11 protein-coding genes and 2 pseudogenes are annotated in these 12,201 nt (G+C 56.4%); 4 read left to right on the top strand and 9 right to left on the bottom strand.

Going from position 1 to position 12,201, the window contains the following annotated elements:
* Positions 1–555: 555 nt before the first annotated feature.
* Entirely contained in the window at positions 556–1,074 is a 519-nt protein-coding gene (locus tag LJX93_RS14385) for a hypothetical protein (protein WP_047583055.1), read from the bottom strand.
* A 543-nt stretch (positions 1,075–1,617) separates the two neighbouring features.
* Between LJX93_RS14385 and LJX93_RS14380 the strand changes: the two genes are divergently transcribed.
* Positions 1,618–2,343, top strand: a complete 726-nt coding sequence (locus LJX93_RS14380) for a hypothetical protein (RefSeq protein WP_152604595.1) — start codon at positions 1,618–1,620, stop codon at positions 2,341–2,343.
* A 378-nt stretch (positions 2,344–2,721) separates the two neighbouring features.
* Positions 2,722–3,447, top strand: coding sequence for a hypothetical protein (locus LJX93_RS14375; protein ID WP_047583057.1), 726 nt, complete (start codon positions 2,722–2,724; stop codon positions 3,445–3,447).
* Positions 3,448–3,627: 180 nt separating this feature from the next.
* Here LJX93_RS14375 and LJX93_RS14370 read toward each other — a convergent pair.
* The 3 genes and pseudogenes from LJX93_RS14370 to LJX93_RS14360 all read right to left on the bottom strand — a co-directional run.
* A pseudogene (locus tag LJX93_RS14370) lies at positions 3,628–3,834 on the bottom strand (site-specific integrase); the annotation flags it as partial.
* A gap of 228 nt (positions 3,835–4,062) precedes the next feature.
* On the bottom strand, positions 4,063–4,383 hold the full coding sequence (locus LJX93_RS14365) for a hypothetical protein (protein WP_033700074.1): 321 nt from the start codon (positions 4,381–4,383) through the stop codon (positions 4,063–4,065).
* Positions 4,384–4,888: 505 nt separating this feature from the next.
* Entirely contained in the window at positions 4,889–5,146 is a 258-nt protein-coding gene (locus LJX93_RS14360) for a hypothetical protein (RefSeq protein ID WP_033698126.1), read from the bottom strand.
* A 372-nt stretch (positions 5,147–5,518) separates the two neighbouring features.
* On the opposite strand from LJX93_RS14360, the gene LJX93_RS14355 reads away from it, so the two are divergent.
* Complete coding sequence (locus tag LJX93_RS14355) at positions 5,519–5,989, top strand: DapH/DapD/GlmU-related protein (protein ID WP_033698124.1); 471 nt, start codon at positions 5,519–5,521, stop codon at positions 5,987–5,989.
* A 693-nt stretch (positions 5,990–6,682) separates the two neighbouring features.
* Here LJX93_RS14355 and LJX93_RS14350 read toward each other — a convergent pair.
* The 5 genes and pseudogenes from LJX93_RS14350 to LJX93_RS14330 all read right to left on the bottom strand — a co-directional run bounded on the left by LJX93_RS14350 (position 6,683) and on the right by LJX93_RS14330 (position 11,213).
* Positions 6,683–6,877, bottom strand: a complete 195-nt coding sequence (locus LJX93_RS14350) for a hypothetical protein (RefSeq protein WP_227697308.1) — start codon at positions 6,875–6,877, stop codon at positions 6,683–6,685.
* Positions 6,801–7,211, bottom strand: coding sequence for a calcium-binding protein (locus LJX93_RS14345; RefSeq protein WP_047583060.1), 411 nt, complete (start codon positions 7,209–7,211; stop codon positions 6,801–6,803). Before LJX93_RS14345 ends, LJX93_RS14350 begins: the two co-directional genes overlap by 77 nt.
* A gap of 222 nt (positions 7,212–7,433) precedes the next feature.
* Entirely contained in the window at positions 7,434–8,273 is an 840-nt protein-coding gene (locus LJX93_RS14340; RefSeq protein ID WP_152604596.1) for a hypothetical protein, read from the bottom strand.
* A 222-nt stretch (positions 8,274–8,495) separates the two neighbouring features.
* Positions 8,496–10,553 (bottom strand): annotated as a pseudogene (locus tag LJX93_RS14335) (type I secretion system permease/ATPase); the annotation flags it as partial.
* 117 nt (positions 10,554–10,670) lie between these two features.
* Positions 10,671–11,213, bottom strand: coding sequence for a hypothetical protein (locus LJX93_RS14330; RefSeq protein ID WP_047583061.1), 543 nt, complete (start codon positions 11,211–11,213; stop codon positions 10,671–10,673).
* 625 nt (positions 11,214–11,838) lie between these two features.
* On the opposite strand from LJX93_RS14330, the gene LJX93_RS14325 reads away from it, so the two are divergent.
* Positions 11,839–12,162: a Mu transposase domain-containing protein gene (locus LJX93_RS14325; RefSeq protein ID WP_152604597.1), complete on the top strand. Its 324-nt coding sequence runs from the start codon at positions 11,839–11,841 to the stop codon at positions 12,160–12,162.
* The last annotated feature ends 39 nt before the right edge of the window (positions 12,163–12,201 follow it).

Below are 12,201 nucleotides of genomic sequence, written 5' to 3'. Positions count from 1 at the left end.
CTTCTCTCAATCGGTGGAAAGGTATCATTCAGCTTGTCGCGTAGGATATGTTCGTTGCTGAACTTGATGTCAGGTGATGATCTGCAGCAGAAGGGGCATGCTTTGGGCATCAGTGGATCCGTCCGAGTGGATGGTATTCAGAAATCACATCATCATAGGATATAGCCTTAAGTACGCAAATTTTCCGTAACGACAGGTAACGCTATAGGGCGCTCTATTCCATGTACAGTGGCGCTCGATCAAGGTCGAAAATCAATTCCAAAACTGAAACGAGCACCCTGGCAGTATGCGGACTGTAGCCGTGCCGTTTCGTCTTTGTTTTGGAATCGATTTTTCGGTACAGTCCAAATGGAATGTGGCTTTATCCCACGGTCTTGAAAACCGCTGCCAAGCAACAGTCTTACGACATCGGCGGGATCAGCAGGTACAGCGATTGGCTCCTATCGATCCGAATCTGACATCGAAAAGCTACTTTTGACAAGCTGAACGAGCGGGTCAATGTTATTTCTCGGTTGCCGACTTGTAGGAGCCTTTCCTCGTCTGCACCTGCTTTTGTTACTCTACCTCCCATAGTAACAAGCACACTTCACCCTGCTCACCATCGCTTAAGCATTTTTTAGCGTCCGGCGCTGCCCAGAAGGGCATACCCTCAAACCAGTAGGCCCACTTGGCCTGAAGGTCTGTTTCTACATCGCTACACAGCAAGATCAACTGAACCTTTCGAACTTTTGGCCCAACGGCACCTTGGAGTTTTCTCCGGTCCTCTAGAATCTTAGTTTTCCATTTGTTTAGCGTATAGGCATGGACCAGCGACGTTTCCACCAACCAGCTTGTGCCATCCTTCGCCCAAATCGCGAGGTCGCCTAATTGGGAAGATGAAGATGCGTGCTCGGCAAAATGTCTCTTATAGCCTGGCTTGGGATTGCACTCGAATTCTCGAGCGGTAAAAGCGATAAATTGTTCCCAGTTGAACCACTCTTCAAACGAGTAGCCTGTGCCCGCAAAGCGCGTGATGTCACGGGCCTTGGGGCTAAAGTGGTCCTCCAGGATCTGAGCGAGATCGTCCAACGCCATGTGCATCGTCCTTGTATTTCTGACGGGGAGTCATTCTGCCATCACAGCACTGAGTGTCCAAGCCGTCGCCGCCGGTTACAGCGTGAGCCCGTGTGCCGCAACGGCATGAGCTGGCTTACCGGCGATGAGGTCGTCACTAACAACAGTTCCAAAACTGAAACGGCGACCCTTGTAGAATGAGGGTTACAGCCCGGTAGAACTCGATTCGTTTTGGAACTGATTTCCTAGCCAAACCAGCTTGAGGCTGCAATTCTTCTATCGGATTGCAAATCCGGGAAACGGCTTGGCCTGGGCCTCGAAACTGGAAGCCATTCTTGGGCCAATTCTTGGGCCAATGCATGCGTTTTTGTGCGTTCTTGAGAGGCTGAAACCCCCGGAAACACTGCACTCAACACCGCTCAAAACCGCAAAATAATCGCATGGTGGTGTGGGCAAGAGAGATCTAGTTAGTACCGATCATGACCGGGCCTATACCGGAGCTGGAGAAATGACTCGTCCGGCCGATACAGGCTTTCGAAGTTGGAACTCGAATAGGGATAGATGATGCTTGACAAGGATGGGTACGATTTAGTGTGCACGAGCGCTGTCGATGTTGGGGAGGCCCAGCGAGCGCGCCTGAACAGCGTGGTAATCGATGGGCTTAGCGCATCCGTTGGCGAAATGTTTCGCGGCTTTGCCGCATCCTTTCCTCATACCGTTGCGGCGATCGAGCGGAAATATGCGGTGGCGATAGTGCTGTGCAGGCGTTTTCAGGATACTTGGATAGCGTCGCTTGCGGCTGAAGGGCGCGCGCTAAACCTATTCTTCTACCTGATACCTGAGACACTTGTAGCAGAGGGTGCAGAGTTCGAAAGAAAATGTGCGATGCTGCCGCCTCGTTGGAAGGAGCTGTATCGCTATTTCAATTCTTTCATGCTGACCGAAGATTCCTATCTGTCCATCGATTGGACCAACACCCCGTTTTCCTACAGCGGACGACTGTCAATCGAACGCTATCGAGTGTTGCGTGGGGTGAAGAAGGCCGTGATGAGGGATTTCGTCAAAAGCATCCAGGCGAACTCCGAGCACTATTTGCGTTGCTGGCTGTTGACTGATGCGGGCGATGCCCTGTTTCTTGACGAAGGCAAGTGCGATGGGAAAGTCTATCACGTTAAGAACGATGACTTTGCCGATTACCGCCTGCTCGAAGATCCGGAGACGGTGCTGGACAACTACCTGGCGCACTACGTTACGACGCAGTCACCAGAAGGGTTTGACTTCAGGACGTAAAGGGGTTGGGAGTAGGTCGGCAGAGCGCCGGAGGAGAGCGAAAATCGGTTCCAAAACTGAAACGCCGGCCCTTGTAGAATGCGGGTTACAGCTCGATCAATCTCGATTCGTTTTGGAACTGATTTTACCGCCAAGGGCGCATTAGGCGGAGATCCTTATATCGGATTGCAAATCCGGGTAAGCGGTGCTTGGGCGGCTAGTGCTTATTTTTTGCTGCGAGAGAGACGGTCTTTCACGCTCACGGACTGCTAAGGAGGCTCTGAACAAGCCCGCAGCTATTGGCATCCCCAATCAGTAGAGGGAGTGAGTCCTGCCGGTGATAAGCTTTGTCCGGCCGATACAGGCATTCTGAAGATGGAATTCAAATAGGGAAAAGTGATGCTTGACAAGGATGGATACGATTTAGTGGCCGTGAACTCGGCTGATCTTGACGACGCACTGAGGCCGCTCCTGTACAGCGTTGTGGTCGATGGACTGGGCTCGTCAGTCGGCGAAATGTTTCCTGGCTTTGCCGCGGCCTTTCCTCGTACCGTGGCGGCTATCGAGCGTGAGTATGCGGCGCCGATAGTGCTGCTCAAGCTGTTTCAAGGTCACTGGTTAGCATCAATGGCGGCTGAAGGGCGTGGGCTGAACCTGTTCTTCCATCTGGCGCCCGTTACACTTGAAACAGAGGGTCCTGAATTCGAGCAAGACTGCGCGATGCTACCGCCCCGCTGGAAGGAGCTGTATCGCTATTTCTGGTCCTTTATGTTGACCGAATGCTCCTATAAGTCCATGGAATGGACTAACTCCCCGTTTTCCTATTGCGGACGTCTGAGAATCGAGCGCTATCGAGTACTGCGCGGGGTGAAAAAGGCGTTGGTCAGGGGTTTCGTCAAAAGCATCCAGGCGAGTTCCGTGCACTCACTGTGTTGCTGGCTGTTGACTGATGCGGGTGATGCCCTGTTTCTTGACGAAGGCAAGTGCGACGGAAAGGTCTATCACGTGAAGAACGGTGACTTGGCCGATTATCGTTTGCTCGATGATCCAGAGACTGTGCTGGACAACTACCTGGCGCACTACGTGACGACGCAATCGCCAGAGGCTTTTGACTTCAGGGCGTGAAGGCGATGAGCTGGTGGTCTGAGGCGAGCGATACCAATTTTGATACCACTTGAAGGGAAAGCCGGGGGATGGAGGGGCGTTCGACCCAATGAAATCAACCCTTTGTCACCGCCAAACACCTCCAAGAAACCGCATGGTGATGTTAGCGGTGGAGATCAAAGGAGCTTACCTATCAATAACTTACGTGGCTTCGTCGCAGCTGCGAGCCCATTTCGGACCAATCTGGAGCGGTTCCAGCTCCTGCCAGTCGTTGGACGTGTCAATCCAGCGCGCATGAGTCGATAAGAGCATCTGCACGCCATGCCCGAGCTGTTGGGCGATAAATGCGGGGTTGAGACCAGACATTGAGCCTATTGTCGCATAGGTATGGCGGCAGTTATACGGGGGTATCTGATCCCCAGTGTCTTAGGGGGCGGCGCCATTGAGGTTGCAGGTTCGAACCGCACGTATCTACCCCTCACTGGCAGGCGCGCGCGATGGGCGAAGAGAGAAAGATGCACACAGGCATGGGCGGAAACCAGCACTTTAAGGCCTGAGAGGCCGAGTGGGCTTCACTGAATTGTTCGGCTTTCGATCTGCAGGGCAGTCCTGCCGCCAGACAACCCTGCAGAAGCTTCAGAGCTTGTACTGGATGGTGTAGGACGCATCGGTTCGAGGTTCGATGGTAATTGGCATGCCGAATAGCTTCCCTTTACATTCACTGACGACGCAGCGATACACGGACCCCTGTCTGAGCTGCGCCCACAAGCCTTCGTCATGGATCACGATGCGCACGACATGGCTTTCCGGATCTTCTCTGATCTGAGCAACGTGGTGATCCAGGTCGCAGCCGAATTCAGGCGTGGTGAACTCTGGATCGTAGCCGATCAGCACCCCGTGCCGTTTTAGATCGTCCCTGATACGCTCAATAACGTCGTCCGCTTCTTGTTTTAGCATGATCGTCATCTCACGGTGTTTGAACTCATGAAAAACTCTAGCTGACCCTGATGGTTTTCGCTGAAATGCGTTAAAAACTTAAACGGCGACCCTTGTAGAATGCCGGTCACAGGCGGTCTAATCCCGCTTTTTTTGGAACCGATTTGTCTGCCAGAGTGTGTGCGTGTTCACGTGCTACTCATTTTTGCTGGCAGGGGCATTGATCAAGGTGTGTTGACTGTTGCGAGTGAAAACAAAGAAAACCCTCAGGTTGCTACGGAAGTGGTTCGTCTATCTCTGGATTGCAGGCTTGGCGGGCAACTCCAGCAGGTTGTTCGAGCACCTTTCACTCTGGAAGCCCTGGCGCTTGATCAAGGGTGCCGCCGCGTATCTTCTGGCCACCTGAAGCAGGACCTGTTTATTCGTTGTGAACTGGCCGTGGGACTTCACCTCGATGCTAAGCGGGAGGTGCATACCTGCCCTGCGCTTGAGGTGAAGCTGGCTGAACGCGCTATTGAGGGCGGCGCTAGCCTCGAATCACCTCGAGGCGAGCCCGCCCGGCATCGGTGATGGCGTTCTCTCCTTCATCACGGATGCGATACCGACCCGACACCATTTTGGTAATCGTGAATCGCACCAGCTCGCTCCTCGACAGGGCTTCACCTACTTCAAAGCTCATTGCACGCTCTAGATCGAAGAGTTTTGTTTCTCCGGTTTTGTAGCGGGCAAACGCTATCAGTGCCGAATCCAAAGCTGCTTGATCAATCACCTGAACACGCTGCATTTGACCTCCTGGTCTGAATCGCCCAGGTCCATGGGTTTCAAAGTGACGGACCTGGAAGTTCGTAGAGGCCGAGACGCTACTACGGAGCAGGGCAGGTGGGTTACTGGGTTTGCGTCCAGGGTGGATGGGTGGCCAGGGGCTGCAGGGGCGATTACCATGAGCCCGACACGATAGGCTAAAGAAGTGTGCAAGGTCGCCGATAAAACGGCGCTATATAAAGTGTACCTTTGGCACGGGCTCGTTAGCGCTTCAGCTCGGCCATGCTTGCCGCATGGGTCGACAATCCGACCTTAAGCAACATCACCTCATTGGGTTTACCGCTTGTTTTTATTCATCGCAAAACTCAAACGTAGCTTGACCCCACGCCAGTTCATGCGATTGCTGGATACCCATGATCTGGGCAAGAAGCAGACTAATCGCCTTATGGCCAAGGCGGGTATTCGCACTGAAGGCAGCGTTGTCATTCGCCCACCGATCTACTTCGAGCGCGGCAACCTGGAACTGGGCAAGGGCGCGTTTATCAATAGCGGTTGCGTGTTACTCGACGAGGCAACTATCCGCATTGGGCGCAAGGCGATGCTGGGACCACAGGTACGACTGTGCACGACCAGCCACGATGTCCACCCGGATCGGCGCAAGAGCAACGACTACATTGCGCCGATCACCGTGGGTGACAATGCATGGATAGGCGCGGGCGCCGTGATATTGCCGGGCGTCAACATTGGCCAGAACAGTGTGGTTGCGGCCAACAGTGTGGTGACTGAGGATGTTGTCGCCAATGCGCTTTATGCCGGCTCTCCGGCGAAGTTCAAGAAGTGGCTGGTAGAGCCGGACGCGGTGTAAGTTGCAGCCGCGAGCTTAGCTTCCGCCGCCACCCGAGCCACCGCTTGCCCCACCGCTGCCACCTGCGCCCCCGCCGGCACCGCTGCTACCCGTACCACTGCCGCCGGTGCTACTCCCCGGGCCGGCGGTACCGCTATTACCCGAACCCGTGTGATCAGTCCCATCGCCGCCTGTTTTGTCGGTTCCGTTTCTTTCGGTGCCTGCGCCGGTGCCCATGGCATCTGCCGGCGTACCAGAGCCACTTGCTCCGCCGCCGCTAGGGCTACCGTGGCCGCTATTTGCGCCTGGCGTACCAGGCGAGCCTGCGCCGTTGTCGTTCATATCGCTGGCCGCGAAGGCCATAGGGGTAATGACGCCCAGGCAAAGGGCGAGCAGCAGGGTCTGCGGACTAGTCCGTTTCATGATGTATCTCCCATTAGGATGAGTACATCTCTTGGGCTACAAGCTGAGGACAGGGTGCCAAGGGACTGACGGATGGCGGCCTGTCGTGGCCGGGATTTCAGCAATTATGTCTGCCCAAAAAAATGATCCCGAGCGAGGAAGAGCATGAGCTACGATCAAGTTATCAGACGCGGGAAAACCTTGCCCAGTTGGGCAATGAGTTTAACAGTACCTCTCGACATGAAACCCGTAGCATTATCCTCTCGGCTCTCGCAGGGGCGGCATTTGCCCTGGTGACGAGCTGGGTAGCATTCAGGGTCTTTTCCTGACTGACAGCTGCCCCGTGCGAAATTGCATCCACTTAACCACTTGATTGCCCGTGCCACCCACGAAGAGGTTGTTCGAGGCATTGGTACTGTCCTTGAGCACATCATCGCCGGCATCGCCGTACAGACGGTTGCTGCCGCTGCCGCCGTCGAGGGTGTCGTTGCCCGCGCCGCCGTGCAGTTCGCCCAGATTGTCCCAGATCAGTCAGCACATCGTCATGGTCCGTCCCAAAAAGGGTCATCGCCTTGATGTGGGCATAGCTCCAAACGGTGCCGTCAGCGAAGCGAATCTCTTCCAGCTTGTAGTAGCTTGCGCCGTCGCTGGTGAAGTAGTTGCTCACCGTCACCTTGTCGGTCGAGCCCGCCAGCGACAGGATCAGGTTGTTGCTCGAACGGGTGACCAGGATATCGCTCGACGCGATGTCCGCCGCGAACTCGATAGCATCCACCTTGCCGGTGCTGCTGTCGTTGTTGTTGACCGTGTCCTGGCCCCAGCCACGGCTGAAACGGTACACGTCGCTGTCGGCATCGCCGCTCAGGGTGTCGTTGCCGGCGCCGCCTTCGAGGATGTCGTTGCCGGTGCTGCCGTACAGGCTGTCGTAGCACTGGCTCCTCCACTCTGAATAGACAGCTGGTAAGCTCCAAGCTGGGCAACCGTAACCGATTGAGTCATAATTTAATTTCCATTTAAATTATTACAGGGCTCGGGCGAATACTTTTTACGTGTTCGCTGAGGGTCAATTTTCAGGTTTAAGTCCGCTAACAAAACCCACTACTACATTTCTAATTTCACGCCACTGCGATAGATGTTCTCTAGAAAATCGAACAGAGAGCATAGCCTTAGCACTAGGCTCCATGCTGAATTTCATGACGCAGGTCGCGACACCTCTCGGTACATAGGTTTTGCCACAGGAGATATATAAGTCAGCTGCGTCAGATTCGTTATGACCAAAGAATTTATCGCTTGCTCTTTCGTTATCTTTTGCAGGTCCCCCCAGTTGTGGGTCAGTCCCTGAAACCACAAAAGCATCTAGACCATATATCATTTCAGGGGTGCGCTCGTAATTATCAAGCCAAAACTCATTCGGAGATCTTATGCTACTTAAAACAGCGTCCAATTGGCGCTGAGCAGCCTGAGGTCCTGGGTATATTTCTCCAGAATTAACCCCAATGCTCAGCCAGAGGCTATGCTTGTTCAGGAAATTTGATCGATAATCGTCTTTTAGTTCTTTGCTGCTTTTGCAGGACATCTCCGGCAGCCGCACATCCATTCCCAAACTACGAATATTCCGCGTATTTCTATTTGATGCGGCATCGCTCGGTCTTTCTCCAAAACCTGGATCGCCGTCGTACTCCACAAGCTCAGCGCAATCGCGTGGGATCTTGATTTTCATCCCGCCGAGCACCCCAGTTATATCTCCGGTAGAGCAAGACCTGCAGACACCTTCAGAGAGCCAAAATTTACCTAGCTCAACCCAGCCACTGGCGATGTAGCCAATAAAGGTCACTACAAAAACTGCTAGCGTAGTAAATAAAAATCTAGCGCCGCGCCAATTTGTCAGCACATTACGGATCATTTTTCACGCCCCAATAAAAGCCAAATATACAAACTATCTTTCCATCAAACTTTCATCTTTGTATTCTCGGAGCGGACTCAAGAAATAATCAATAACCTTTCTTTTGTCTGTCTTCACTTCCGCTCGCACTGCTATGCCCGGTGACAGGTCGATACGGTTCTCGCCGACCTGGATGCTGTTCTCCTTCAGTTGAATCCGCGTGCTATACACCAGCCCCAGCTTCTGCCCGCGGTCCATGACCAGGATGCGGTTGGCATCGCGCACGGCAGACAGCCGGTGGGCGATGATGATCACCGTGCGGCGCTTGCAGATGGCCTGCATGTTCTGCTGGATCACCCGCTCGGACTCGTAGTCCAGGGCGCTGGTGGCCTCGTCGAAAATAAGCACCCGCGGGTTGCCGATCAGCGCGCGGGCGATGGCGATACGCTGGCGCTGACCGCCGGACAGCGAGGCACCGTGCTCACCGACCACGGTGTCGTAACCTTCTGGCAGCTCGAGGATGAACTCGTGGGCACCGGCCAGCCTAGCCGCCTGGATCACCGCTTCCAGCGGCGCCCCCGGGTCGGTCAGGGCGATGTTCTCGCGGATGCTACGGGCGAACAGCATGTTGTCCTGCAGCACCACGCCGATCTGCCGGCGCAGCGAGGAGACATCGGCTAGAGCCAGATCCATTCCGTCCACCAGCACGCGTCCACGCTCGGGGGTATAGAGGCGCTGCAGCAAACGCGTCAGGGTGCTCTTGCCGGAGCCGGAGCGGCCGACTACACCGATCACTTCGCCGGCGTTGATCTGCAGGTTCACTCCGCGCAGCACCTCCGAGCCATCAGGGCGGTAGCGGAAGTGCACCTGGTCGAACTCGATCTGCCCCTTGAGCGGCGGTAAGGCGCTGCGGGTGGCCTGGGACAGTTCGGTGCGCGCGTTGAGGATGTCGCCCAGGCGCTGCACCGACACCCCGGTCTGCTGGAAGTTGGTCCACTGCTGGGCCAGGCGCATGATCGGCTGCGATACCCGACCGGCCAGCATATTGAAGGCGATCAGCTGACCCACCGACATGTCGCCGTCGATCACCAGGCGCGCCCCCAGCCACAGGGTGGCCACTGTCACCAGCTTGCCCACCAGGCCGACGGCCTCAAAGGCCAGGGTCGACAGGGTTTGGGTCTTGAAGCTGGCGGCCACATAGCCGGCCAGCTGATTGTCCCACTTGCGGTTGATCTGTGGCTCTACGGCCATAGCCTTGAGGGTGTCGATGCCGTTGACCGTCTCGACCAGGAAGGCCTGGTTCTCCGCGCCGCGCGAGAAACTCTCGTTGAGCCGCGCGCGTAGCACCGGAGTGATCAGCAGGGAGATCAGGAAGTACAACGGCAGCGAGAGGACCACCACCAGGGTCAGCCAGCCGCTGTAGTAGAACATCACGGCGATGAACACGACCGAGAACAGCACATCGAGGATCAGGGTGATGGCGTTGCCAGTGAGGAAGCTGCGGATATTCTCCAGCTCGCGCACTCGCGCCACCGAGTCACCCACCCGTCGGGCCTGGAAGTAAGCCAGCGGCAGGGTCACCAGATGGCGGAAAAGCCGTGAGCCCAGCTCCACGTCGATGCGGCTGGCCGTGTGGGCGAACACGTAGCTGCGCAGGCCGCTGAGCAGCGTCTCGAAGAGCATGATGCCGAGCAGGCCGACAGCAATCACGTCCAGGGTCGACAGGCCGCGATGCACCAGCACCTTATCCATCACCACCTGGAAGAACAGCGGCGTGAGCAACGCGAAAATGTTGAGCACGAAGGAGACCAGCAGCACTTCGCAGAGTAGCTTGCGGTACTTGACGATGGCCGGGATGAACCAGGTGAAGTCGAACTTGCTCAGCTCACCGGCAAGCGAGGCTTCGGAGCGGATCAGCAACAGCTCGCCGGTCCAGCGCTGCTCCAGTTGCTCGAAGCTCAGCACTTCAGGACGGTGCGCACGCGGATCGTGGATCAACGCCTTGCCATCGTCGATCCGGGCAATGATGAAGTAGCGGCCGTCACGGTCGGCAGCGATGGCGGGCAGCGGGGTGGTATCCAGGCGGCTAAGCGAGCTGCGCGCGGACTTGGCCTTGAGGCCCAGCTTCTTGGCGGCGATGTGGAGTTCGGCACGGCCGAAGCGGCGGCCATCTTCGGCGAATTCGTGAGCGAGTTGTTCGGGGGAGGCGGCTACGTTATGAAAACGCGCCAGCATGACCAGACAGGCAAGGCCTGTGTCGACCTCAGGCGAAACGCCCAATCCTTGGAGTTCGTCTTGCATTTCATTCCTTTGACACGAGCCTCGCGAGAGCATGCGTGGCCAATGGCTGCGCAATGTACCGGCCATGCGCCACTCCGACAAGGTGCTGGCTACCAAGAGATGCGTGTGGGGAAACCCTCAGCTGCTCAAAGGTGGGTATCCAGGAGCTGGCCTCTCTGCGTCTAATGGGCGCGGAAGCCAAATGCTCTTGGGTGGAAATGGCTCAGGCTGGAGAGCGTTGATACTGCTCCACCCCCATTGCCGGCAGCGCTCATCTTGTTCGAGTCGGTGTATGACTTCTGCCGGTACATTGGTGCCTGCGGATATGTACTGGGGTGCCAGGGCATGCACTACATGGAAGCCCGTCATGCCAGCCAGTAACCGACGCATGATGTGCACCCGCTGCAGCCATGTCAGGCCGCGACGCTTACCGTCGGTGGTTTGGTACATAATCAAATTGAGTGCGGCAGAGCACTCAAGCATGTCCTGCCCGCTCATGCAGAAGCGCCGATGGGGTGGCGAACCCAGCGGCAGAATACGCTGCGCAAACAGCTTGAGCAGCGGCTCCGCCAGCTCCCGGTTTTGCCATTCGATGCCCATTATCAGCAGCGCCGTATAAATACTGCGCGCCAATCGCTCCGTATTCTTGCGGTTGCCCTGCACGATGGCTTCGCGCAGCAACTAGGTCAATGCCGCCAGGGCATCCAGGCTAGCAATGCGCTCCAGCTTTCTCATCAGTACGACGGTGACTTTGGCCCGCTGCCAGTAAACCTCGATACCACCGACAGGTTCGAACAGCACCGCCTGCGTAACCACGCCTGTCGCGGGGAGAACCTATGAGACTGACTATTGAGCAACTCCGGCAGGCTATTCGCCATGCCTGCAATCCTTCGCTATCGCATCGGGCGGTGGCGTGCCTAGTGGAGATATCACCCAATACCGTTCGCGGCCTGCGAGATCGGCTGAGCCAGCGGGGTGAGGGCTGGGAACAGTTGCGCGACCTGGAGGATGCCGCCTTGCAGGCCCGCTTCAGCGGTGGCGTACGGGCGGTAGCCGTCGAGCTGTACCCAGTTGGACGACTGTCCATGAGCAATTGCAGCAGCGGGACGTCACGCTGGATCTGCTCTGGCAAGAGTTCCGCGTGGGCGAGCCGGATAGCGTGTCCTACGCGCAGTTCACTCGCCTCTACCGGGCCTGGCGTAACCAGCAGAAAATCAGCATGCGGTAGATCCATAAACCCGGCGACAAGCTGTTTGTGGATTTTTGCGGACGTACCATGCCCATCGTCAACCGCGACACCTGAGAAGTGTCCAAGGCTCAAGTTTGTGTCGGTACTCTGGGAGCCTCGGGCTACCTCTACGCCACGGCAGTGGCCAGCCAAACAGTAGCCGACTGGCTGCACTACTCCGTGCCGTTTCATTATATCCACCTGCTGGTGGATATCCGGGTCAACAGCGATCGCCTGATGGTGTTTCATCAGCGTCGTCAGATTGCCAGCCATGCCCTGGCTCAAGGCGTCGGCGTCACCACGGTGCCGGAGCACCTGCCGCCTCAGCACCGGCATCAGCGAGACATCCAGCCAGAAGCCTTGCTGGTCTGGGCCGAATCCATCGGCCCCTATCAACCTTGACGCCTCGCCATCGCCGGGGCTTTTCGTTTTGCGCCGATG

It is taken from the genome of Pseudomonas sp. HN2-3, assembly GCF_020691745.1.
GTDB classification, from domain to species: Bacteria; Pseudomonadota; Gammaproteobacteria; order Pseudomonadales; family Pseudomonadaceae; genus Aquipseudomonas; species Aquipseudomonas capeferrum.
The sequence above is the reverse complement of the archived record's forward strand: the minus strand, read 5'-3'. Positions and strand labels throughout refer to the sequence as shown.

Coding starts and splice junctions, on each gene's coding strand:
- LJX93_RS14365 (WP_033700074.1), bottom strand. CDS start 4,383: ATGCTAAAACAAGAAGCGGACGACGTTATTGAGCGTATCAGGGACGAT.
- LJX93_RS14355 (WP_033698124.1), top strand. CDS start 5,519: ATGCGATTGCTGGATACCCATGATCTGGGCAAGAAGCAGACTAATCGC.
- LJX93_RS14340 (WP_152604596.1), bottom strand. CDS start 8,273: ATGATCCGTAATGTGCTGACAAATTGGCGCGGCGCTAGATTTTTATTT.
- LJX93_RS14380 (WP_152604595.1), top strand. CDS start 1,618: ATGCTTGACAAGGATGGGTACGATTTAGTGTGCACGAGCGCTGTCGAT.
- LJX93_RS14385 (WP_047583055.1), bottom strand. CDS start 1,074: ATGGCGTTGGACGATCTCGCTCAGATCCTGGAGGACCACTTTAGCCCC.
- LJX93_RS14360 (WP_033698126.1), bottom strand. CDS start 5,146: ATGCAGCGTGTTCAGGTGATTGATCAAGCAGCTTTGGATTCGGCACTG.
- LJX93_RS14375 (WP_047583057.1), top strand. CDS start 2,722: ATGCTTGACAAGGATGGATACGATTTAGTGGCCGTGAACTCGGCTGAT.